21 protein-coding genes are annotated in these 23,864 nt (G+C 57.5%); 9 read left to right on the forward strand and 12 right to left on the reverse strand.

The features are described 5' to 3' along the window. Positions 1–15: 15 nt before the first annotated feature. Both ispA and xseB read right to left on the reverse strand, forming a co-directional pair. On the reverse strand, positions 16–936 hold the full coding sequence (ispA, locus tag ACMGGW_RS03505) for a (2E,6E)-farnesyl diphosphate synthase (RefSeq protein ID WP_043135638.1): 921 nt from the start codon (positions 934–936) through the stop codon (positions 16–18). A 5-nt stretch (positions 937–941) separates the two neighbouring features. Further along, complete coding sequence (gene xseB / locus ACMGGW_RS03510; RefSeq protein ID WP_025301755.1) at positions 942–1,205, reverse strand: exodeoxyribonuclease VII small subunit; 264 nt, start codon at positions 1,203–1,205, stop codon at positions 942–944. 160 nt (positions 1,206–1,365) lie between these two features. On the opposite strand from xseB, the gene thiI reads away from it, so the two are divergent. Continuing rightward, on the forward strand, positions 1,366–2,814 hold the full coding sequence (thiI, locus tag ACMGGW_RS03515) for a tRNA uracil 4-sulfurtransferase ThiI (protein WP_043135640.1): 1,449 nt from the start codon (positions 1,366–1,368) through the stop codon (positions 2,812–2,814). Between the two features lie 66 nt (positions 2,815–2,880). On the opposite strand, the gene yajL is transcribed toward thiI, so the two are convergent. Beyond that, positions 2,881–3,471: a protein deglycase YajL gene (yajL, locus tag ACMGGW_RS03520; protein WP_043135643.1), complete on the reverse strand. Its 591-nt coding sequence runs from the start codon at positions 3,469–3,471 to the stop codon at positions 2,881–2,883. Next, complete coding sequence (gene panE, locus ACMGGW_RS03525; protein ID WP_025301758.1) at positions 3,434–4,345, reverse strand: 2-dehydropantoate 2-reductase; 912 nt, start codon at positions 4,343–4,345, stop codon at positions 3,434–3,436. Before panE ends, yajL begins: the two co-directional genes overlap by 38 nt. Positions 4,346–4,527: 182 nt before the next feature. On the opposite strand from panE, the gene ACMGGW_RS03530 reads away from it, so the two are divergent. Continuing rightward, the gene (locus ACMGGW_RS03530) at positions 4,528–5,019 is read left to right on the forward strand and encodes a YajQ family cyclic di-GMP-binding protein (protein WP_025301759.1); all 492 of its coding nucleotides are present in this window, start codon (positions 4,528–4,530) and stop codon (positions 5,017–5,019) included. A gap of 34 nt (positions 5,020–5,053) precedes the next feature. On the opposite strand, the gene ACMGGW_RS03535 is transcribed toward ACMGGW_RS03530, so the two are convergent. The 8 genes from ACMGGW_RS03535 to ACMGGW_RS03570 all read right to left on the reverse strand — a co-directional run bounded on the left by ACMGGW_RS03535 (position 5,054) and on the right by ACMGGW_RS03570 (position 13,961). Further along, positions 5,054–6,418 (reverse strand): MFS transporter, encoded by a 1,365-nt coding sequence (locus ACMGGW_RS03535; RefSeq protein ID WP_025301760.1) that lies wholly within the window; start codon positions 6,416–6,418, stop codon positions 5,054–5,056. 198 nt (positions 6,419–6,616) lie between these two features. Then, entirely contained in the window at positions 6,617–7,507 is an 891-nt protein-coding gene (cyoE, locus tag ACMGGW_RS03540) for a heme o synthase (protein WP_025301761.1), read from the reverse strand. 17 nt (positions 7,508–7,524) lie between these two features. Then, a complete protein-coding gene (locus ACMGGW_RS03545) occupies positions 7,525–7,863 on the reverse strand; it encodes a cytochrome o ubiquinol oxidase subunit IV (protein WP_016928864.1) in 339 nt (112 codons plus the stop codon). Continuing rightward, positions 7,863–8,477: a cytochrome o ubiquinol oxidase subunit III gene (locus tag ACMGGW_RS03550; protein WP_004940367.1), complete on the reverse strand. Its 615-nt coding sequence runs from the start codon at positions 8,475–8,477 to the stop codon at positions 7,863–7,865. Before ACMGGW_RS03550 ends, ACMGGW_RS03545 begins: the two co-directional genes overlap by 1 nt. Next, positions 8,467–10,458: a cytochrome o ubiquinol oxidase subunit I gene (gene cyoB, locus ACMGGW_RS03555; protein WP_025301762.1), complete on the reverse strand. Its 1,992-nt coding sequence runs from the start codon at positions 10,456–10,458 to the stop codon at positions 8,467–8,469. The genes ACMGGW_RS03550 and cyoB overlap by 11 nt, the downstream gene beginning before the upstream one ends. A gap of 3 nt (positions 10,459–10,461) precedes the next feature. After that, a complete protein-coding gene (gene cyoA, locus ACMGGW_RS03560; protein ID WP_025301763.1) occupies positions 10,462–11,412 on the reverse strand; it encodes a cytochrome o ubiquinol oxidase subunit II in 951 nt (316 codons plus the stop codon). 440 nt (positions 11,413–11,852) lie between these two features. Next, positions 11,853–13,331: a muropeptide MFS transporter AmpG gene (gene ampG / locus ACMGGW_RS03565; protein ID WP_127146261.1), complete on the reverse strand. Its 1,479-nt coding sequence runs from the start codon at positions 13,329–13,331 to the stop codon at positions 11,853–11,855. A 51-nt stretch (positions 13,332–13,382) separates the two neighbouring features. Then, a complete protein-coding gene (locus ACMGGW_RS03570) occupies positions 13,383–13,961 on the reverse strand; it encodes a lipoprotein (RefSeq protein ID WP_033634001.1) in 579 nt (192 codons plus the stop codon). Positions 13,962–14,275: 314 nt separating this feature from the next. Between ACMGGW_RS03570 and bolA the strand changes: the two genes are divergently transcribed. The 7 genes from bolA to ppiD all read left to right on the forward strand — a co-directional run bounded on the left by bolA (position 14,276) and on the right by ppiD (position 23,839). Continuing rightward, positions 14,276–14,590 carry a transcriptional regulator BolA gene (gene bolA, locus ACMGGW_RS03575; protein ID WP_004940361.1) on the forward strand — a complete coding sequence of 105 codons (315 nt, stop codon included), beginning with the start codon at positions 14,276–14,278 and terminating at the stop codon, positions 14,588–14,590. Between the two features lie 367 nt (positions 14,591–14,957). Further along, on the forward strand, positions 14,958–16,262 hold the full coding sequence (tig, locus tag ACMGGW_RS03580) for a trigger factor (RefSeq protein ID WP_004940358.1): 1,305 nt from the start codon (positions 14,958–14,960) through the stop codon (positions 16,260–16,262). Between the two features lie 438 nt (positions 16,263–16,700). Continuing rightward, on the forward strand, positions 16,701–17,324 hold the full coding sequence (gene clpP / locus ACMGGW_RS03585) for an ATP-dependent Clp endopeptidase proteolytic subunit ClpP (RefSeq protein WP_004940356.1): 624 nt from the start codon (positions 16,701–16,703) through the stop codon (positions 17,322–17,324). 143 nt (positions 17,325–17,467) lie between these two features. Then, complete coding sequence (gene clpX / locus ACMGGW_RS03590; RefSeq protein WP_004940354.1) at positions 17,468–18,739, forward strand: ATP-dependent protease ATP-binding subunit ClpX; 1,272 nt, start codon at positions 17,468–17,470, stop codon at positions 18,737–18,739. Positions 18,740–18,933: 194 nt separating this feature from the next. Then, positions 18,934–21,288, forward strand: coding sequence for an endopeptidase La (gene lon / locus ACMGGW_RS03595; protein WP_025301766.1), 2,355 nt, complete (start codon positions 18,934–18,936; stop codon positions 21,286–21,288). A 216-nt stretch (positions 21,289–21,504) separates the two neighbouring features. Then, positions 21,505–21,777 carry a nucleoid-associated protein HU-beta gene (hupB, locus tag ACMGGW_RS03600; RefSeq protein WP_004940351.1) on the forward strand — a complete coding sequence of 91 codons (273 nt, stop codon included), beginning with the start codon at positions 21,505–21,507 and terminating at the stop codon, positions 21,775–21,777. Positions 21,778–21,955: 178 nt separating this feature from the next. Next, entirely contained in the window at positions 21,956–23,839 is a 1,884-nt protein-coding gene (ppiD, locus tag ACMGGW_RS03605; RefSeq protein WP_025301767.1) for a peptidylprolyl isomerase, read from the forward strand. The last annotated feature ends 25 nt before the right edge of the window (positions 23,840–23,864 follow it).

Here is a 23,864-nt window from a genome sequence, read left to right on the forward strand (position 1 = left end):
AGTTAACGTCACACGTTAATTGTCGCGTTCAATAATGAAGCTGGCTAACGCTCGCAATGGCGCTGTGTTATAAGATTGCGCTGCCAAAGTGTCCAATGCAGCTAATGCTTCCTGATAGAGATCCCACGCTTTTGCTTTCGCGCTGTCAAGCCCGAGTAACGCCGGGTAGGTACTCTTTCCGTGTTGTTGGTCCGCTCCCTGGCGCTTGCCGATTTTCTCAGTCTCGCCGACAACGTCCAAAATGTCATCCTGAACCTGGAACGCCAGGCCGACCGCGGCGGCGTAACGATCCAGCTGCGGCAGCGCCGCTCGCCCGGCTTCGCCGGCGCTCAGCGCGCCCAAGCGCACCGCCGCGCGGATCAGCGCGCCGGTTTTGTGGCGGTGGATCTGCTCTAGCGCCTGCAGATCGACGCGCTTGCCTTCGGCTTCCAGATCCAGCGATTGGCCGCCGCACATGCCGGCTACGCCGCTGGCGGTCGCCAGTTCGGAGACCATCGCTAGCCGATCGCGCAACGCCACGTCAGGCATTTCGGCATCGGCCAGGATCGAAAACGCCAGCGTTTGCAGCGCATCGCCGGCCAGGATCGCGTTGGCTTCGCCGAATTTAATGTGGCAGGTCGGCTGGCCGCGGCGCAGATCGTCGTCGTCCATCGCCGGCAGATCGTCGTGGATCAGCGAGTAGGCATGAATGCATTCTACCGCTGCCGCCGGCGCATCCAGGTTGCTCAGCGACACGCCGAACATCTGGCCGGTGGTGTAGACCAGGAATGGCCGCAGGCGCTTGCCGCCCAGCAAGGCGCCGTGACGCATCGCCGCCACCATGTTGCCGTCGTTGAACGGCAGCGGGGCGATGAAGTCCAACAGCGCGCGATCGGCACGCTGGCGGAAAATCTGCATTTGATCGGCAAAAGCGGCCGATGGGGCGATCTCAGACATGTCGGTTACTCGGTATCCGGTGTAAAAGGCGTCAGCGCCGCATCGTCGGCGCTGTCGTTAAGGAGTATCTGCACACGCTGTTCCGCCTGTTGCAGTTTCTGCTGGCCTTGACGCGCCAGCTGTACGCCACGTTCGAACTCGTTCAGCGCGTCTTCCAGCGGCAATTCGCCTGACTCCAGACGCGTCACGATGCTTTCCAGCTCGCCGAGGGCGCTTTCAAAGCTGGCAGTTTGCTCTGTACTGGCTGATTGTGCTGGTTTTTTCGGCATAATTTTCTTTTTACGTCATCATGTGAACCGTGGCGCCAGAGCCTATCCTAGCGGATCTTGATTAGCAAATCATGGCGCTCATGTGTGGTTTTGTGCGCAGAGCACGGCGATATGGTGATATACTCCGCGCCGTAATTCTTATCTGACAACAAAGACCGCCATGAAGTTTATCATTAAATTGTTCCCGGAAATCACCATCAAGAGCCAATCTGTGCGCTTGCGCTTTATCAAGATTCTCTCGACCAATATTCGCAACGTCCTGAAGCAGTATGATGAAACGCTGGCGGTCGTCCGTCACTGGGATCATATCGAAGTTCGCGCCAAAGATGAAAACCAGCGGCCGATCATCGCCGACGCCCTGACGCGCATTCCCGGCATCCACCATATTTTGGAAGTGGAAGACCGCGCTTATACCGACATCCACCACATCTTCGAGCAGACGCTGGAAGCCTACCGCGCCCAGTTGGAAGGCAAAACCTTCTGCGTGCGCGTCAAGCGCCGCGGCAAGCAGGCGTTCAATTCGCAGGACGTAGAGCGCTACGTCGGCGGCGGCCTGAACCAGCATATCGAGAGCGCGCGCGTTAACCTTAGCCGCCCGCAGGTCACGGTAAATCTGGAGATTGAAGACGACAAGCTGATGCTGGTCAAACGCCGCCTCGAAGGCATCGGTGGTTACCCGGTCGGCACCCAGGAAGACGTACTGTCGTTGATTTCCGGCGGTTTCGACTCGGGCGTCTCCAGCTATATGTTGATGCGTCGCGGTTGCCGCGTGCACTTCTGCTTCTTCAACCTGGGCGGCGCTGCGCACGAGATCGGCGTGAAGCAGGTGGCACATTATCTCTGGAATCGCTTCGCCAGTTCGCACAAGGTGCGCTTCGTCGCTATCGACTTCGAACCGGTGGTGGGCGAGATCCTGGAGAAGGTCGACGATGGCCAGATGGGCGTGGTGCTCAAGCGCATGATGGTGCGCGCCGCTTCGCAAGTGGCCGAACGCTACGGCGTGCAGGCGCTGGTGACCGGTGAGGCGCTGGGGCAGGTCTCCAGCCAGACGCTGACCAACCTGCGCTTGATCGACAATGCGTCCGATACCTTGATCCTGCGTCCGCTGATCTCGCACGATAAAGAGCACATCATCAAGCTGGCGCGCGAAATCGGCACTGAAGACTTCGCCAAAACCATGCCGGAATATTGCGGTGTGATTTCGAAGAGCCCGACGGTAAAAGCCGTCAAGGCCAAGATCGAAGAGGAAGAGAGCCACTTCGATTTCAGCATTCTTGACCGCGTGGTGAGCGAGGCGAAGAACGTTGATATCCGCTCTATCGCCGAACAGACGCAGGAACAGGTGACCGAGGTGGAAACCGTCGCGGCCTTCGGCGCCGACGAGGTGATCCTGGATATCCGCTCCAACGACGAGCAGGAAGAGAAACCGCTGCAGCTGGAGCAGGTTGAAGTGAAAGCGCTGCCGTTCTACAAGCTGAGCACCCAGTTTGGTAATCTGGACCAGAGCAAAACCTACCTGCTGTACTGCGAGCGCGGCGTGATGAGCCGCCTGCAGGCGCTGTACCTGTTGGAGCAGGGCTTCAACAACGTGAAGGTTTATCGCCCGTAACGCACGGAGCGGCATCAACGAGAAGGGCTGAACCGATGTTCAGCCCTTTTTTTATCGGCAAGCCGCTCAGTCGCGGAAGTCGTACATCCCCGGGATCAGCACCAGCTGCGCGGCGATCTCCGCCGCCTTGGCTTTACCAAGCAGCAGGTCTATCAGCTTCAGCGCGAACTCCATCGCGGTGCCCGGCCCCTGGCTGGTGAGCAGGTTGACGCGGGCATCGTACACCACGCGGCGCTCCATCCATTTATCCGCCGGTATCTGGTCTTTCAGGCCCGGGAAGCCGGTCATGTTGCCGATCGGGAACAGATCGTGGTGTTGCAGCACCAGCGCCGGCGCCGCGCAGATGGCGGCGACGATGTTGCCCTGCAGATGCATTTGCCGCACCTTCTCCACCAGCAGCGGGCTGTCGCGGAAGCATTCCGCGCCTTTCAGGCCGCCGGGCAGCACGATGGCGTCGAACGGCTCATCGACGATCGCCACCAGCGGCGCGTCGGCCAGCAGCTTGACGCCGCGCGAACAGACGATAGTCAGCTCGCCGTCGCCGGCAACGCTGGCGGTAGTGACTTTTACGCCCGCCCGCACCAGCAGGTCGATGGTGGTGACGGCTTCGGTTTCTTCGCTACCAGGTGCCAGGCAGACCAGCGCCGATACGCTCATATTCATTTTCCTTTCGTTTAATCAATTCAAACAGCCGCGCATTCTCCGGCAGCGTGAGGCCGTGGCTGCGCGCGCGGCGCAGCAGGTAACCGGTGATGTAGTCGATCTCGGTGTGCCGCTGGCTGCGGATGTCCTGCAGCATCGACGAAATGTTGTCGGCGGTGCTGTGGATCACGTCCATCACGTATTGCATCAGGCCTTCACAGGAGGTGTGGTAGCCCTCCATCGCCATCACGCTAGCGACTTCACGGCACAGCGTTTCGATCTGTTCCGGGTAACGCTGCAGGTCGCCGTTGCGGCAGCCGTACAGCGCCGTCAGCGGGTTGATCACGCAGTTGACCGCCAGCTTGCGCCAGTTGGCCGAGGCGATATTGTTGTGCCAGGCGACGTCAGGCAGCGCCTGATGCAGCACTTCCGCCAGGTGGCTGAGGTGTTGGGCGGCCGGCGAGGTTGGGCCGATGTGGGTGATGCCGGTGGCGACGTGGATAATGGTGCTGCCTTCGTGGCGCGCAGCGTGGGTGGTGGTGCCCTGCAGGATGGGCTGGCCGTTCGGCGGCAGCTCTTCCTGGGTGCCCATACCGTTGTGCAGCAGCAAAATAGCACACTGGGGGTTCAGCTTCGGCAGCAGCGTGCTGACCGCGCTGGACACCTGCCAGGCTTTTAGCGTCACCAGCAGCAGCTCGCTTTGCGCAAGATGCTCCGGATCGTTGGTGGGCAAATTGCGATTGAACGAGACGCCTTCCGGCTCTATCACGTTCACTGCGCAAAAAGGCTGTGGCACTCTTAGCCATCCCTGTACATCGTGGCCCTGCTGATACAGCCGGGAGAGCCACAGTTGTCCGAGCGCGCCGCAACCAAGAATGGTTATTTTCATTCAGTCTCCTTGGAAACACGGGAATACCGCTCAATTACCGTGAATTAACTATAGGCTTTATGGCAGCCCGAAGCGCTATCCCTGCGTGCGTTCAGCAGATTTTGTCTGAGGCGGCAAAGCGGTTATCATGCTCGGCATCAAAATCGCCTAAGCTATTAGGCACTCATTCAGGAGGAAGAAGTATGCCATCTTTCGACATCGTTTCCGAAATTGATATGCAGGAAGTGCGTAACGCCGTTGAGAACGCTACCCGCGATCTCGGTACCCGCTGGGATTTTCGCAACGTGCCGGCCAGCTTTGAGCTAAACGAGAAAGACCAAAGCATCAAGGTTGCCACCGAGTCTGATTTCCAGGTGCAGCAGTTGCTCGACATTCTGCGCGAAAAGCTGAGCAAGCGCAGCATCGACGGCGCTGCGCTGGAGATCCCGGAAGAGTTTACCCACAGCGGCAAAACCTACAGCGTGGAAGCCAAGCTGAAGCAGGGGATTGAAACCTCTGTGGCGAAGAAAATCGTCAAGCTGATCAAAGACAGCAAGCTGAAGGTGCAGGCGCAGATCCAGGGTGAAGAAGTACGGGTGACCGGCAAGTCACGCGACGATTTGCAGAGCGTGATGGCACTGGTGCGCGGCGGCGATCTGGGGCAGCCGTTCCAGTTCAAGAACTTCCGCGATTAATCTCTACGGGGCCGGCATTGCCGGCCCTGATTCTTTACAGCGAATTGACCAGCGCTTCCAGCTGACCGCGATTGGTCTGCTTAGTATCCACCTTGACGTAGGCGCTGCGCTCTTCCGGCACGACGATCGCCTCGGCCACGCCGGGCTGCGCCTTCAGGCGGCTTTCCAGCGCTGAATCCTTCACCGCCAGTTCCGACAGCGTAATGCGCAGGCTGCTGACATACGGCGGCTCTTTCATGGTGCTGCTGACCAGGAACCAGACGGCGGCCAGCACGGCGCCGGCGATAAACACCAAGCCCGCCCCCTGCAAACCGTACAGCCAGCCGCCGAGGCTGCCGCCGATCGCCACGCCGATAAACTGGCTGGTGGAGTAGACCCCCATCGCGGTGCCCTTGTAGCCGGCCGGCGATTCTTTGCTGATCAGCGAAGGCAGAATGGCCTCCATCACGTTGAAGGCCATGAAGAACAGCTGCACGCCGGCGATGATGCCCCACAGGTGTGCGCCGGAGAGCCACAGCAGCACTTCGGCGCAGAACAGCACCGCCACGCAGCCCATAAAGACCTGCTTCATGCGGCGATATTTTTCGGCATAGATGATGAACGGCACCACGGCGGCGAACGACACCAGCATGGTGACCAGGTAGACGATCCAGTGCTCGCTGGCCGCCAGCCCGGCTTTCTCCATCGCTAGCGGCAGCGCCACGAAGCTCGACATCAGCAGGATATGCAGGCACATGATGCCGAAGTTGAGCTTCAGCAGGCGCGAGTTGCTCAGCACTTTGCGGAAGCTGCCGCGCACGATGCTGGACTCGCGGTTCAGCAGATGGGTGTCGGCGGAAGGTACTACTGCCAGAGTGATGACGATGCCGGCCAGCGCCAGCACGGCGATCATCCAGAACAACGCATGCAGGCCCAAGGCATGGGTGATGATGGGGCCCAGAACCATGGCGATGGCGAAGGTGATACCGAAGCTGACGCCGATGAACGCCATCGCTTTGGTGCGGTTCTGCTCGCGGGTCAGATCGGAGAGCAGCGCCATTACCGCGGCGGCGATGGCGCCGGAGCCTTGCAACGCGCGGCCGAGGATCACGCCCCAGATAGAGTCAGTGACGGCGGCGATCACGCTGCCGAGGGCAAAGATCAGTAGGCCGCCGACGATCAGCGGCTTGCGGCCTATGCGATCGGACACCAGGCCGAACGGGATCTGAAATACCGCCTGTGCCAGGCCGTAAATGCCGATGGCGATGCCGATCAGCGCTTCGCTGGCGCCGTTGAGCGCCATGCCGTAGGTGGTCAGCACCGGCAGTACCATAAACATGCCGAGCATGCGCAGGGAGAATACGGTGCCCAATCCCCAGGTGGCGCGGCGCTCCTGCGGGGTCATTGAATTATCGTTCACATCAAACCTCGGTAAAAACCATGCCATCAGACGTTGCGACAGCGCCTGATGGCATGATTTCTGTAAAGCTGCGTCATTTTAGTGTGCAGGGCAGGGGGGGTAAATCGAATGTTGTTTAACAGATATTACAGTTTGGCCGCTTTTCGGCGTGACAAATAAAATGGGCCGCAAAAGCGGCCCATTCACAGATGATTTGGCTTACCAAACGTAGGTCACCAGCGCTTCAGGCGCCGCCGTGGCGCTGAAGTCGATCGACATCATCACGCTCAGCGAGGTGATGGCGACGATGGAGAACACGAACAGTTTACGCGCCCAGACGCTGTCGTTTTCGGTCTTGTAACCGCGCAGCGCCATGCCCAGCCACCATACGCTCACCGCCGCAGCAACGATCAGGTACTTGTAGCCGGCATAACCAACCAGGGTCAGCATCAGCGTGGCGATCATAAATGCCAGGATGTAGACCGTGATGTGGTTCTTGGCGACGGAAATGCCTTTCACCACCGGCAGCACCGGAATGTTGGCCGCCTGGTAATCTTTAAAGCGGAAGATAGCGATCGCATAAGAATGCGGCATCTGCCACAGGCTAAAGATAGCCAGCAGGATCAACGCGCCGGCGTCGAACTCGTTGGTCACCGCGCAGTAGCCGATAACCGGCGGCGCGGCGCCCGACAGGCTGCCGATCAGCGTGCCGTAGACCGAGTGGCGTTTCATGTACAGGCTGTAAACGCCGACATAAACCACGAAGCCCATCACCGCCAGCCACATGGCCAGCGGGTTGGCTGCGATATACAGCAACGCAAAGCCCACAATACCCAAAGCGGTCGCATAAACCAGGGTGACACTCGGCGCGATCAGGCCTTTTACCAGCACCCGATTCTTCGTTCTCTCCATTTTCTTGTCGATGTCGCGGTCGATGTAGTTGTTAAACACACAGCCCGACGCGACCACCAACGAGACACCCACCAGGGTGGCGAGAAACAGGGGATAGTCGATGCTCCCTTTGGAAGCGAGCAGGAATCCCCCGACGACAGAAATTAAATTGCCGAAAATAATTCCTGGTTTAGTGACTTGCAGGTATTGCTTAATCATCACGTGCAGCTCAGCTCTTAATCGACCATCATATTGATGTTGAGGTTGTACATAATCCAGAGTGAACCTACAACAACGATACCGATGATCATAGCGGTGAACAGCAATGCCACCAGGTTCCAGCGCTCTTCCGATGAGGTGTTCATGTGCAGGAAGTAAACCAGGTGAACAATCACCTGGATAACCGCCATACCGACAACAACCGCCAGGATGGTGGAATGAGAGGCGGAGCCGTTCATTACCATCGCAAATGGAATTACCGTCAGGATGATCGACAGGATAAAGCCGATCAGGTATGACTTCACGCTGCCGTGGCTTGCGCCGCCGTGAGAGGTTTCATGGGATGAATGGCTCATTACATAACCCCCAGCAGGTAGACAACGGTAAATACGCAGATCCAGACCACGTCCAGGAAGTGCCAGAACAGGCTCAGGCACATCAGGCGGGTTTTGTTGGTCGCGGTCAGGCCGAACTTGCTCACCTGAATCATCAGCACGATGATCCAAATCAGGCCAGAAGTCACGTGCAGACCGTGGGTGCCGACCAGCGCGAAGAAGCTGGACAAGAACGCGCTGCGATCCGGACCGAAGCCTTCGGCGATCAGGTGATGGAATTCATAGATTTCCATCGCCACGAAGCCCAGACCAAACAGGAAGGTCAGGAACAACCAGGTGTTTACACCGCCAACTTTACCTTTGTTCATGGCGATCATCGCCATGCCGTAGGTGATGGAGCTGAACAACAGCAGGAAAGTTTCGACCAGGACAAACTTCAGGTCGAAGATGTCTTTGCCTGAGGGACCGCCAGCGGTCCCGTTCACCAGGACTGCATAAGTCGCGAACAAGCTCGCAAACAAAATACAGTCGCTCATCAGGTAGATCCAGAATCCGAAGACTTTGGTCTCTCCTGCGTCGTGGTGCCCATGCTCTGCATGGGCTGCGTTATGATTGGTCAGAGTTTCAGTTGACATGGTTCACGCCTGCTTTACGGATTTGTTCGTAGTGTTGGTTCTCAATGCGCTCGATTTCATCAACCTGCACATAGTAGTCAACATCGTGATCGAAGCTCTTGCCGATCCAGACAACGATCATACCGATGAAGCCGGCCAGAGCCATCCACCAGATTTCCCAAATCATTGCGAAACCGAATACCAGGCTGAAGAAGGCGATGATAACGCCGGCGCCGGTGTTCTTAGGCATATGAATCGGTTCGTATTTAGCCGGTTTCTTATACGCTTCGCCTTTTTCTTTCATGTCCCAGAACTCATCACGGTCATGGATCTGTGGCACTACGGCAAAGTTATAGAACGGCGGTGGAGACGAGGTTGACCACTCCAGAGTACGAGCACCCCATGGGTCACCGGTCAGATCGCGGTTCTGTTCGCGGTCACGGATACTGACGAAGATCTGGGTCAGCTGGCACAGGATGCCGCAGGCGATCAGTGCCGCACCGCCGGCTGCAACCAGCAGCAGAGGGTGGAACTCAGGGTTGATGTTCTGGCTGATACGACGGGTCATGCCCATAAAGCCCAATGCGTACAGCGGCATGAAGGCGGTGAAGAAGCCGATGATCCAGAACCAGAACGCGCGGATGCCCCATTTTTCGTTCAGCGTGAAGCCGAAGGATTTCGGGAACCAGTAGGTCAGGCCCGCGAAGCAACCGAACACCACGCCGCCGATGATGACGTTGTGGAAGTGAGCGATCAGGAACAGGCTGTTGTGCAGCACGAAGTTCGCGCCCGGTACCGCCAGCAGAACGCCGGTCATACCACCCACGGAGAAGGTGATGATGAAGCCAACGGTCCACAGCATCGCGGAGTTGAGCTTGATACGGCCCTGATACATGGTGAACAGCCAGTTGAAGATTTTCACCCCGGTCGGGATGGAAATGATCATGGTGGCGATACCGAAGAAGGCGTTAACGTTCGCGCCGGACCCCATGGTGAAGAAGTGGTGCAGCCAGACGATGAACGACAGAACGGTAATCGCGATGGTTGCCCATACCAGTGAGGTATAGCCGAACAGGCGTTTTCTGGAGAAGGTTGCGGTGACTTCGGAGAACACGCCGAACACCGGCAGAACCAGGATATACACCTCTGGGTGACCCCAGGCCCAAATCAGGTTGATGTACATCATCATGTTGCCGCCCATATCATTGGTGAAGAAATGGGTGCCCAGATAGCGATCCAGGGTCAGCAGCGCGATGGTGACGGTCAGAATTGGGAAAGAAACGATGATCAGGACGTTAGTACACAGTGCCGCCCAGGTGAACACCGGCATCTTCATCAGAGGCATGCCAGGGGCGCGCATCTTCAGAATGGTGGCGAAGAAGTTCACGCCGGTCAGCAGGGTACCCAGACCGGAAATCTGCAGACTCCAGATCCAGTAATCGACCCCGACGCCAGGACTGTACTCTTTACCCGACAGCGGCGGATACGCCAGCCAACCGGTCTGAGCGAACTCACCGACCCCCAGGGAGATGTTGATCAGCACAACGCCCACCACGAAGAACCAGAAGCTCAGGGAGTTCAGGAACGGGAAGGCAACGTCGCGCGCACCGATTTGCAGCGGTACCACGACGTTCATCAGGCCGACCACGAAAGGCATCGCCATGAAGAAGATCATGATAACGCCGTGCGCGGTGAAGATCTGGTCGTAGTGGTGCGGCGGCAGGAACCCGGCTTCGCCGGCGGACGCCAACGCCTGCTGGCTACGCATCATGATGGCGTCGGCGAAGCCGCGCAGCAGCATGACCATCGCCACGACGATGTACATGATACCAATTTTTTTATGGTCGACCGAAGTCAGCCATTCGCTCCACAGCCACTTCCATTTGCCGAAATAGGTCAGCAGCGCCAGCACTGCCAGGCCCCCGACAATAATTGCGGCTACGGTGACCATGATGATCGGTTCGTGGTACGGAACCGCATCAAGTGTTAATTTTCCCAACATCAGTTATTCCTCGGCTCCGGCGTGAGCAGCATGTTCACCCATGTCCATACCTTGGCTCATGTCCATGCCTTCGTGCGCGCCAGCGCCCTTGTGCATATCCATGTCGCCCATGAATTTGGCAATTGTTTCTTTGAACAAATTCGGTTTGACAGCGGCAAAGTACTCAACCGGGTTGTTTTCACTCGGCTCTGCCAGTTTGTTAAAGTCGTCGGTGGTGTTCAGGTTTTTAGACGATGCCTTCACCTTGGCCACCCACTGATCGAAGTCGCCTTCGGTCGGGGTAACGATCGCGGTGAATTTCATACCGGAGAAGCCTGCGCCGCTGTAGCTGCTGGAGATGCCCTTGTAGGCACCGGCTTCGTTGCCGATCAGGTGCAGTTTGGTCTGCATGCCGGCCATCGCATAAATCTGTCCACCCAACTGCGGGATAAAGAACGAGTTCATTACCGAGTTAGAGGTGATCTTGAATTCGACTGGAACATCTTTCGGGAAAGCCAGCTCATTAACGGTCGCAATGCCTTGTTCCGGGTAGATGAACAGCCATTTCCAGTCGAGCGACACCACTTCGATCGTCATCGGCTTCTTGTCGGTGACAATCGGCTTGAACGGGTCGAGTTCGTGGGTAGTCTTCCAGGTAATGGTGCCAAGGATGGCGATGATAATGATAGGAATGGTCCAGACGACCGCTTCGATCTTGTTGGAGTGGGCCCAGTTCGGACTGTACTTGGCGTCTTTGTTGGAAGCGCGATACTTCCAGGCAAAGGCGAACGCCATGAAGATAACTGGCACCACCACGATCAACATCAACGCGATTGCAGTGATAATCAGTGTCCGTTGCTCAACACCAATTGCTCCTTTGGGATTCATCAAAACCATATCGCAACCACTGAGCAATACAGTGGCTGCGATTAATGACAGCATCCCAATACTTTTATTGTATTTCTTAAGTCTCATCTAACGACCTCAATAACAAAGGCTCAATTGTCGTTTCATGTGTGCGGGCATTTTACGGGAAGGTTGCAGTACTGTAAACATGCTTAAGGGAGTGTCAGCGGCTTGTTGACACTTTCTGTTAAGGGGGTCACAGATGTAACCCTGCGTGACAATTTACTAATGACAACAACGCGTTGGCACGCTGAATCGTGACGAGCAGCCCGTATGTTAAGGAAAACTAAAGGTATGATGAATTTGGCGAAGAAATGCGCGGCGGGGAAATACGCAGAAAAGGTTTATTTAATGTAAAATAATTGTGTCTTAAAGGTGAATTTAATTTTATTTCCGAGCGCCGCAGTCGGATAAAAAAATAATTTCCGCGCCGATTATCTTTTTTTAGCGAAATAAATATACCCTCGGATCGCTTTTTTTTCGGCCGGCGAAATCGCCGGCCGGTCAGGTTATGCCAAACGGGTGCGGCGCAACGCCAGGTAATCCAGCGTGCTGCCCATTGCGACGCCGAGCAGGCTCAGCGCGGCGCCGACCTGCAGCAGCCGATCGGCCAACAGCGGTGCCTGTGCCCAGTCCAGCGCATTGGCGATCAGCAACAGCAACCACAGACCCAGCAACGAACAGCCTAGCGCCAGCAAGCGCAGCGCCCAACGGTAAGATTCTGAAAACTCGGTGCGCGGCATAAAGTCGCCATGCTGCTGGGTGTGTTCCAGCGTCTGGCGGCAGATGCCGAGCAACAGCAAGCCCGGCAGGGCGGCGGCGATCGAGAACAGATAGAACAGCGGCCAACCATGGGCTTCGACGAACCAGCCGGCGATCGGGCCGACATAGACGCGTCCTACGGCGGACAACGCCGACAGCAGCGCGAACTGAGTGGCGGAGAACGAGCGGTTGCACAGCGTCATCAGCAGTGCCACGAAGGCCGCGGTGCCCATGCCGCCACACAGGTTTTCGAGGAAGATGGCGCTGCCCATGGTGAGCAGACTCTTGTCGGTCACCGCCAGGATCCAATACCCGAGGTTGGAGACTGCCTGCAGGACGCCGAACAGCATGAGCGCACGGAACAGGCTGAGACGCTGCATCAGCACACCGCCGAACAGGGCGCCGACGATGGTAGCGAACAGGCCGAGGGTTTTGTTCACCAGCCCGACTTCACCGGCGTCGAACCCCACGCCGCGGATCAGGAACGTGGTGCTCAGGCTGCCGGCGAAGGCGTCGCCCATTTTGTACATCACGATCAGCAGCAGGATCAGCCAGGCGTTGTTGCGGCCGAAGAAATCGCGCAGCGGCGCGACGACCGCCTGTTCCATAGAGCGCGGCGCCGGGATGCTTTCGTCCGGCTCCGGCGCCAGCAGCGTGGCCGCCACGCCGATCAGCATCAACCCGGCCATCAGCCAGTAGGTGGCTTGCCAGCCGAAATAGCGATCCGCCAGCCACAGCGCCAGGCCGCCGGAAACCAGCATCGCCAGCCGGTACCCCAGCACCGAGATCGCCGCGCCCGTCCCGCGCTCTTCGGCTTTCAGCAGGTCGGTTTTATAGGCGTCGAACACGATATCTTGCGAAGCGGAGCAAAACGCCACCAGCACCGCCAACGCCGCCAACCACCACAGGTGCTGCGCGGGTTGCATGAAGCCCATCGCCACGATCGCGACCACCAACAGTAACTGGCTGATCAGCAGCCAACCGCGGCGCCGTCCAAGGAACGGCGGGGTATAGCGGTCCATGAACGGCGACCAGAGGAATTTGAAGACATAGGCCTGGCCCACCAGCGAGAAGATGCCGATGGTTTTCAGATCGATATTTTCGACGGTCATCCAGGCTTGCAGCGTGCCGGAGGTCAATGCCAGCGGCAGACCCGACGCGAAGCCCAGCAGCAGCAGAATGGCGGAGTTACGCTGGGTGAAGATGTTCAGATAGTGTTTCGACATGAGTTCCCTGTCTGCGCCGCCCGATCCGCCGGGCGGCGCAAGGTGCGGTGATTAGCGCGCGTTTTGCTTGATGAAATCGTTGACGCTGGTGTCCTGTGCCATGTCGGCGATCACGTCGCCCAGCACGGAGTTGACGGCGTCGGTGATCTTCTCGTTGGTCGCCGTGAAGGCGCCCTGCACGTTATAGGTCGAGCGGTAATTCTTCACCTGCTTGTTGCCGTTCTTCGCCTGGGCGATGATCGAGATGTCGGCTTTGGTGGTGATGTTGTAGCGCAGGTTGCCTTCGGAGACGTCCGCGTACAGGTTATTGACGACGATCTGCAGCGCCACCGGGCCGTCGGCGCCGATCATGTAGCCGCGTGCGCCCATCTGTTTCTCCAGCACTTCCTGCAGCAGGAAACGCAGATCGCGCGATGGCGTCAGCGTGACCAGCTGGCCGTCGCGGTTTACCTTGGCCAGCGCCTGGTCGGTACGCTGATCCGCACCGTTGATGCTGACGGTGATGCCCTGCAGGGTAGGATCCTGCTGCGGCAGAACGATTTTCGGCGTGACGTTCAGGGTGTTGCTGCTGGTTGCGCAGCCGGCCAGCAGCAGGGCGGCCAGCAAAGGAAGACAAAGTTTCTTTAACATGTTTTCTGTCTCATTCTCGATGGATTTAGCAATAATCAGAGTGGGATAGCCGACAACAAATTGCCGACATCATAGCATCGCCGCCGTGCGGTGGAAGCGCGGAAGGCGCCAGAGTGACAAATTTTTACCTGCCGTTGATAAAAACACGCTTTTTTGTCCCGCTCAATCGGATAATCCCCCAAGCGACGGGGATAGCGCTCATCATTTGACCGCAGAAAAGAGAAATTTGTCCCTGCGATGGTCTAAACGGGGGAAAACCGGCTAATATTGAACTAGATGGGCACGGTCCTCTGCCGGTGTTGTAAGGAGATCCTATGATTCGCGAGCAAATAGAAGCAAAGTTAAGGGCGGCGTTTGAGCCCGCGTATCTGGAAGTCGTTGATGAAAGCTATCGTCATAACGTTCCGGCGGGTTCAGAAAGCCATTTCAAAGTGGTATTGGTCAGCGATCGCTTCGTCGGCGAACGTTTTTTGACGCGTCACCGCTCCATCTACGGGGTATTGTCGGAAGAGTTGGCCGATGGCGTACACGCGCTGGCGCTGCACACCTATACGCTCAAGGAGTGGGAAGGGTTGCAGGATACCGTGCCGGCCTCGCCGCCGTGCCGCGGCGCTGGGACGCTGGCCTGAGGGGGAAATTTTCAGGTATCAGTGGAACTTTGCCCTTGAATTAGGGTATTACTACTGACGAATTTTGAAACGGCCTGCGGGCCGTTTCTGTTTTTGACGACGACACGGCCGACGCGCAATGTGGCCAACGTTCGGTCTGTTTTGGCGGCCTTTTGGCGATCGAATCGGCAAAAGTGTGAGTTTTAGCGCGCCTGCGCCGCCTAGCTTTCCTCGACTCGCCACGCATGCGCCGCTATAATGTCGCGTCTTATTTTTCCGGAATGGTTTCGGGACGCTTCTGTCATCAGGGAACTCGGTTCTTATCTGTAGCCGTCCTGGTTCTTGGAACGGAGTTGACCGAGCACTGTGATTTTTTTGAGGTAACAAGATGCAAGTTTCAGTAGAAACCACTCAAGGCCTTGGGCGCCGTCTCTCTATTACTGTACCGGCTGATACTATCAAGCAGGCGGTGAAGAAAGAGCTGATCAACGCAGCGAAAAGCGTGCGTATCGACGGCTTCCGCAAAGGCAAAGTGCCGATGAACATCGTGGAACAGCGTTACGGCGCTTCTGTTCGTCAGGACGTGCTGGGCGAAGCGATGCAGCGCAGCTTCGTTGATGCGATCATCAAAGAAAAGATTAATCCGGCCGGCGCACCAAACTACGTGCCGGGCGAGTACAAAGAAGGTGAAGACTTCACTTTCGCCGTTGAATTCGAAGTGTATCCAGAAGTTGAGCTGAAAGGCCTGGAAAACATCGAAGTTGAAAAACCTGTGGTCGAAGTGAACGACGAAGACGTCGACGCGATGCTGGACACCCTGCGCAAGCAGCAGGCGACCTGGAAAGAAACCGATCGCGCAGCGGAAGCTGAAGATCGCGTGACCGTTGACTTCACCGGTTCTATCGACGGTGAAGAGTTCGAAGGCGGTAAAGCGTCTGACTTCGTGCTGGCAATGGGCCAGGGCCGCATGATCCCAGGCTTCGAAGAAGGTCTGGTCGGTCACAAAGCGGGCGAAGAGTTCTCCATCGACGTGAACTTCCCGGAAGATTACCACGCGGAAAACCTGAAGGGCAAAGCGGCCAAATTCGCTATCGTGCTGAAGAAAGTTGAAGAGCGCGAACTGCCGGAACTGACCGAAGAGTTCATCAAACGTTTCGGCGTGGCGGACGGTTCCGTTGCCGGTCTGCGCACCGAAGTTCGCAAGAACATGGAGCGCGAGCTGAAAGGCGCCGTGCGTAACCGCATCAAGTCTCAGGCGATCGATGGCCTGGTGAGCGCGAACGAAATCGACGTGCCTGCTGCCCTGATCGACGGCGAAATCGACGTACTGCGTCGTCAGGCTGCACAGCGTTTCGGCGGCAACGAGAAGCAAGCGCTGGAACTGCCACGCGAGCTGTTCGAAGAGCAAGCGAAACGCCGCGTAGTGGTTGGCCTGCTGCTGGGCGAAGTGATCAGCACCAACGATCTGAAAGCTGACGAAGACCGCGTGAAGACGCTGATCGAAGAAATGGCTTCTGCCTACGAAGATCCAAGCGAAGTCATCGAGTTCTACAGCAAAAACAAAGAGCTGATGAACAACATGCGCAACGTGGCTCTGGAAGAGCAAGCGGTTGAAGCCCTGCTGGCAAAAGCGAAAGTGACAGAAAAAGCCACTACCTTCAGCGAGCTGATGAACCAGACTCAACAGGCGTAATGCCGGCGTGCCGGGCGCAATGAACGGCGCCCCCGGTTTCGCCTGGCGAACCGGCGCCCGATGAAAAAGCCCGCAACCTCAGGTTGCGGGCTTTTCTTTTTGCCACGTTGCTGATTAATCTCAGGTTAAACGGGGCAATATGCACTATATTTACCCTGTTGCCTGGGGAACTGGCTGGCATGATAACGGTCAGATTAACGGCATCGTTTTCGGCGCGCGGAGAAAATCGGCCTCTGGGCTTGAAATCGCGCCGGGCTCCCCCAATCTGTAAAGAATAATTCTGGGGCTGTTTGCCAAAGTGCGCGGGATGAAATAACCGTCGGGTACGTGTGGCGCGGGTCGAATGCTTGAGCATAGTCATCATGGCCGTTCTCAAGTAGAATCGGCGTATTAGGGTGACACCCTGGCCGCCAAGGCAATTTCTATTAGGAGACGGTAATGTCATACAGTGGCGAACGAGATCAATTTGCACCGAACATGGCGCTGGTGCCGATGGTGGTAGAGCAGACTTCACGCGGGGAGCGTTCTTACGACATCTATTCCCGCCTGCTGAAAGAGCGCATCATTTTCCTGACCGGCCAGGTGGAAGATCACATGGCCAACCTGATCGTGGCGCAAATGCTGTTCCTCGAAGCGGAAAGCCCGGAAAAAGACATTTACCTCTACATCAACTCGCCGGGTGGGGTAATTACCGCGGGCATGTCGATTTACGACACCATGAAGTTCATCAAGCCGGACGTCAGCACCATCTGTATGGGCCAGGCGTGCTCGATGGGCTCCTTCCTGCTGACCGCCGGCGCCAAAGGCAAGCGTTTCTGCCTGCCGAACTCGCGCGTGATGATTCACCAGCCGCTGGGCGGCTACCAGGGCCAGGCGACGGACATCGAAATCCACGCGCGTGAAATCCTCAAGGTGAAAGCACGCATGAACGAACTGATGGCCGAGCATACTGGCCAGCCGCTGGAGCAGATCGAACGCGACACCGAGCGCGATCGCTTTATGACCGCGGAAGAAGCCGTGGAATACGGCCTGGTTGACGGCATTCTGACACACCGCAGCTAGAACCACGCGGCGCCGATGGACTATAGTAATCAGAGTGGGCAGGGGCTCGCTCTGTTGTAGCCCCTCGGCGTTCCCGATATGAGTTTGGGCGCACTGCCGCCGTGATTTTCCTGCGGGACAAGACTAAAGAAGAGGTTTGACTGATGACAGATAAGCGCAAAGACGGTTCAGGAAAGCTGCTGTACTGCTCTTTTTGCGGCAAAAGCCAGCATGAAGTGCGTAAGCTGATTGCCGGGCCGTCAGTGTATATCTGCGATGAATGTGTCGATCTGTGTAACGACATTATTCGCGAAGAGATTAAAGAAGTTGCCCCGCATCGTGAGCGCAGTGCGCTGCCGACGCCGCACGAAATCCGCCACCACCTGGATGACTACGTCATCGGCCAGGAGCAGGCGAAGAAAGTGCTGGCGGTTGCGGTGTACAACCACTACAAACGCCTGCGCAACGGCGATACCAGCAACGGTATCGAGTTGGGCAAGAGCAACATCTTGCTGATCGGCCCGACCGGCAGCGGTAAAACCCTGCTGGCGGAAACGCTGGCGCGTTTCCTGGACGTGCCGTTCACCATGGCCGACGCCACCACGCTGACCGAAGCTGGTTACGTGGGCGAGGACGTGGAAAATATTATCCAGAAGCTGTTGCAAAAATGTGACTATGACGTGCAAAAAGCGCAGCGCGGCATCGTTTATATCGATGAAATCGATAAGATTTCCCGCAAGTCCGACAACCCGTCGATCACGCGTGACGTCTCGGGTGAAGGCGTGCAGCAGGCGCTGCTGAAGCTGATTGAAGGCACCATCGCCGCGGTTCCGCCGCAGGGCGGGCGCAAGCATCCGCAGCAGGAGTTCCTGCAGGTCGATACCTCCAAGATCCTGTTTATCTGCGGCGGCGCATTTGCCGGCCTGGATAAGGTGATCGGTCAGCGCGTCAACACCGGCTCCGGCATCGGCTTCGGCGCGACCGTCAAGGGCGAGTCCGAGAAGGCGACCGAAGGCGAACTGCTGCTGCAGGCCGAACCGGAAGACCTGATCAAATTCGGGCTGATCCCTGAGTTCATCGGCCGTTTGCCAGTCGTGGCGACCCTGAGCGAACTGAGCGAAGACGCGCTGATTCAGATCCTGAAAGAGCCGAAGAACGCCCTGACCAAGCAGTACCAGGCGCTGTTCAACCTGGAAGGCGTGGAGCTGGAGTTCCGTGACGAAGCGCTGAACGCCATCGCCAAGAAAGCCATGGCGCGCAAAACCGGCGCCCGCGGCCTGCGTTCCATCGTGGAAGGCGCGCTGCTCGACACCATGTACGATCTGCCGTCGATGGATAGCGTAGACAAAGTGGTGATCGACGAGTCGGTGATCGCCGGCCAATCCAAGCCGCTGCTGATTTACGGCAAGCCGGAAGCCCAGGCATCTGGCGAATAATTAGCCAGTCAAACCAGAGCGTTATCAGCAAAATGGGGGATTTCATCCCCCATTTCTTTTTCCTGCATTCTTGCCGTTGAATGTAAGAGATTCATCCCCATATACTCATTAACCAGATTTTATGAAACGTTAGATGCTTGCGTCTCATGAGATTCCCCCTCAACCTGGCGGAAATTAAACTAAGAGAGAGCTCTATGAACCCTGAGCGTTCCGAACGCATTGAAATCCCCGTCCTGCCATTGCGCGACGTGGTGGTTTATCCGCACATGGTGATCCCGTTATTTGTTGGCCGGGAAAAATCGATTCGGTGCCTCGAAGCCGCAATGGATCACGATAAGAAGATCATGCTGGTGGCACAGAAAGAGGCCTCAACGGATGAACCTGGCATTAACGACTTGTTCTCGGTTGGCACCGTAGCGTCGATCCTGCAGATGCTGAAGCTGCCGGACGGCACGGTAAAAGTGCTGGTCGAGGGGCTGCAGCGCGCGCGCATCACTACGCTGTCCGACAGCGGTGAGCATTTCGCCGCGCAGGCGGAATACCTGGAGTCGCCATCGATCGACGAGCGCGAGCAGGAAGTGCTGGTGCGCACCGCGATCAATCAGTTTGAAGGCTATATCAAGCTGAACAAAAAAATCCCGCCGGAGGTGCTGACCTCACTGAACAGCATCGACGACGCCGCGCGCCTGGCGGACACCATCGCCGCCCACATGCCGCTGAAACTCAGCGACAAGCAGTCGGTGCTCGAGATGTCCGACATCACCGAGCGTCTGGAATACCTGATGGCGATGATGGAATCGGAGATCGACCTGCTGCAGGTTGAGAAACGTATCCGCAACCGCGTCAAGAAGCAGATGGAGAAGAGCCAGCGCGAGTACTATCTGAATGAGCAGATGAAGGCGATTCAGAAAGAACTGGGCGAAATGGACGACGCGCCGGACGAGCACGAAGCGCTGAAGCGCAAGATCGATGCGGCGAAAATGCCGAAAGAGGCGCGCGAGAAAACCGAAGCGGAACTGCAAAAGCTGAAGATGATGTCGCCGATGTCGGCGGAAGCGACCGTGGTGCGCGGCTACATCGACTGGATGCTGCAGGTGCCGTGGAATGCGCGCAGCAAGGTGAAAAAAGACCTGAACAAGGCGCAGGAAGTGCTCGATACCGATCACTACGGCCTTGAGCGCGTCAAGGATCGCATCCTCGAGTACCTCGCGGTGCAGAGCCGCGTCAGCAAAATCAAGGGGCCGATCCTGTGTCTGGTGGGGCCACCGGGCGTGGGTAAAACCTCGCTGGGGCAGTCGATCGCCAAAGCGACCGGTCGCCAGTACGTGCGCATGGCGCTGGGCGGCGTGCGTGACGAAGCGGAAATCCGCGGTCACCGTCGTACGTACATCGGTTCGATGCCGGGCAAACTGATCCAGAAGATGGCCAAGGTTGGGGTGAAGAACCCGCTGTTCCTGCTGGATGAGATCGACAAGATGTCTTCCGACATGCGCGGCGATCCGGCTTCCGCCCTGCTGGAGGTGCTGGATCCGGAACAGAACGTGGCGTTCAACGACCACTACCTGGAAGTGGATTATGATCTGTCCGACGTGATGTTCGTTGCCACCTCGAACTCGATGAACATTCCTGCGCCGCTGCTGGACCGTATGGAAGTGATCCGCCTGTCGGGTTACACCGAGGACGAGAAGCTCAACATCGCCAAGCAGCACCTGCTGCCGAAGCAGCTTGAGCGCAACGCGCTGAAAAAAGGCGAACTGACGGTCGACGACAGCGCCATCATCGGCATCATCCGCTTCTACACCCGCGAAGCCGGGGTGCGTAGCCTGGAGCGTGAAATCTCCAAGCTGTGCCGTAAAGCGGTGAAAACGTTGCTGATGGACAAGAAGCTCAAGCATATCGAGATCAACGGCGACAACCTGAAGGATTACCTGGGCGTGCAGCGCGTCGATTACGGCCGTGCGGATACCGAAAACCGCGTGGGCGAAGTCACCGGGCTGGCGTGGACGGAAGTGGGCGGCGATCTGCTGACCATCGAAACCGCCTGCGTGCCGGGCAAAGGCAAGCTGACCTACACCGGTTCCCTGGGTGAGGTGATGCAGGAATCGATTCAGGCGGCGCTGACCGTGGTGCGTGCGCGCGCGGAGAAATTGGGCATCAACGCCGATTTCTACGAGAAACGCGACATCCACGTGCACGTGCCTGAAGGGGCGACGCCGAAAGACGGCCCGAGCGCCGGTATCGCGATGTGCACCGCGCTCGTCTCCTGCCTGACCGGCAACCCGGTACGCGCCGATGTGGCGATGACCGGCGAGATCACGCTGCGCGGCCAGGTGTTGCCGATCGGCGGCCTGAAAGAGAAGCTGTTGGCGGCGCATCGCGGCGGCATCAAAACCGTGCTGATCCCTTACGAGAACAAGCGCGATTTGGAAGAGATCCCGGACAATGTTATCGCCGATCTGGAGATTCATCCGGTGCAGCGAATCGATGAAGTTTTGAACATTGCGTTACAAAACCCGGCCTTCGGCGCACTGCCGGTAGCGGCAAAATAGTGACGAATCGCAAAAACCATTGATAAAACTTATACTGGCAAGCCATTTCGGACTTGCCAGTATTTTTTTGTACCGCTAAGTTAGATCTCTGTCGGCCCGCGTTTTGCCACCCAGTCGGTGGCTTGCCAAGGTTCGATGGGATTGATATAACAGCTGCGCTGTCGCAACCGTAGGGATTTTTCGGTGCGACGATAGAATTCTAGAGGGGATGATAGAGTGAATAAGTCACAACTGATCGACAAGATTGCCGCAGGTGCTGATATTTCCAAAGCGGCAGCGGGACGTGCTTTAGACGCAGTAATCGCTTCCGTTACCGACTCTCTGAAAGCAGGGGATGACGTGGCTCTGGTAGGTTTCGGTTCCTTCACCGTACGTGAACGTTCGGCTCGTACCGGCCGCAACCCGCAGACCGGTAAAGAGATCAAAATCGCGGCAGCCAAAGTACCGGCCTTCCGTGCAGGGAAAGCGCTGAAAGACGCTGTAAACTGATTTAGCGTCTAACCGTTTAGCGTAACAGGGTTTTGTAATAAACAATCACCTGACGCAGCGGTGCTGGTAAGGTAAGATACAAGGCGCATCGGACTGATGCGCTTTTTTTATTTTTGTCGCAGGGAACGCGCCTGCACAAGGGTTGTTAATCCACATCACAGCGGAGTGTTGTCACACTATGATGGACAATTTACGCGCGGCTGCCAATCACGTCGTGCTCAAAATCATCCTGGCCCTGATCATCCTGTCATTCGTTCTGACCGGGGTGGGTAACTACCTGATCGGCGGCTCCGGCGATTATGCTGCGAAAGTAAATGGTCAGACGATCGAACGCGCTCAGCTGGAACAGGCTTTCCAAAGCGAGCGTAGCCGCATGCAGCAGCAACTGGGTGACCAGTTCTCCGCGCTGGCCGGCAACGAAGGCTACATGCAGCAGATGCGCCGTCAGGTGTTGTCCCAGTTGATCGACAACATGCTGCTCGACCAGTACGCCAAGAAACTGGGCCTGACGGTCAGCGACGATCAGATCAAGGACGCCATCCGCAAGGCGCCTTACTTCCAGACCAACGGCCAGTTTGATAACGCCAAATACCTCGACCTGATCGGCCGCATGGGCTACACCGCCGACAATTTCGCGCAGTCGATGCGTCAGCAATTGGTCAATCAGCAGGTGATCCAGGCCTTCGGCGATTCCGGCTTTGTGCTGCCGTCCGAATCGCAAGCGATGGCGGCGTTGGTGCTGCAGGAGCGCGACGTGCGCCTGGCGACCATCGATTTGAAAGCGCTGCAGGCGAAACAGAGCGCCGGCGACGACGAACTGAAGGCGTATTACGATCAGAATAAAAACAGCTTCATCGCTCCGGAGCAGGTGAAGGTGAGCTATATCCCGCTGGACGCCGCGTCCATGCAGGACAAGGTGAAAGTGAGCGAAGAGGACATCAGCGCTTACTATGACCAGCACAAGAGCAGCTATGGCCAGCCGGAGCGTAAAAACTACAGCGTGATCCAGCTGAAATCCGAGGCGGAAGCCAACGCGGCGCTGGACGAGCTGAAGAAGGGTGCCGATTTCGCCACCCTGGCGAAAGAGAAATCCACCGACATCATCTCACGCCGTACCGGCGGTGAGCTGGGTTGGCTGGAGCCGGAAACCACCGCCGACGAGCTGAAACAGGCTAACCTGACCGAGAAAGGGCAGCTGTCCGGCGTGGTGAAATCCTCTGTCGGCTTCCTGATCGTGCGTTTGAACGACATCGAACCTGAGAAACTGAAACCGCTGAGCGAAGTGCATGATGCTATCGCCAAGCAGGTGCAGCAGGAGAAAGCGGTAGACGCGTATTACGCGCTGCAGCAGAAGGTGAGCGAAGCGGCGACCAGCGACAACGAATCACTGGCCTCGGCTGAAGAAGCGGCCGGCGTGAAAGCGGCGCAAAGCGACTGGTTCACCCGCGACAACATTCCCGCCGCGCTGAACTTCAAGCCGGTCGTGCAGGCGATCTTCGACGGCTCGCTGATCGGCGAGAACGGCGCGCCGGGCAGCAACTCTGACGTTATCACCGTAGACGGCGACCGCGCCTTCGTGGTGCGCGTGAGTGGCCACAAGCCGGAAGGCATCGAGCCGTTCGACCAGGTCAAAGACCGCGTGGCAGATCTGGTGAAGCGCAACAAGGCGCTGCAGGCAGCGAAGCTGCAGGGCGAGAAGCTGCTGGTTGAGCTGAAGCAGGGCAAGGGCGACGAGGCGATGAAAGCCGCCGGCCTGAGCTTTGGCGCCGTGCAGAAGATGGCGCGCGCGCCGGAAGACAGCCAGCTGGTGGAGAGCGTGTTCGCGCTGCCGCACCCGCAGGATGGCAAACCGGTGTACGGCATGTCGCAGGATCGCCAGGACAACGTGGTGCTGATCGCACTCGATGCGGTGAAGCCAGGCACGCTGCCGGAAGACGAAATGAAAACCTTCGTCGGCAAGATGGAAGAGGGCGCGACCGGCGTTTCCTTCGATTCGCTGCTGGCGAGCCTGCGTAAAGAAGCCAAAATCAAAATGGGCGCCGCTGAGCAACAGCCGCAGTAATCGCCGCATTTTTCTGCAACGCAGT

Origin of the sequence: Serratia sp. BNK-4 (assembly GCF_048685115.1) — a bacterium.
In the GTDB taxonomy this organism is placed as follows: domain Bacteria; phylum Pseudomonadota; class Gammaproteobacteria; order Enterobacterales; family Enterobacteriaceae; genus Serratia; species Serratia bockelmannii.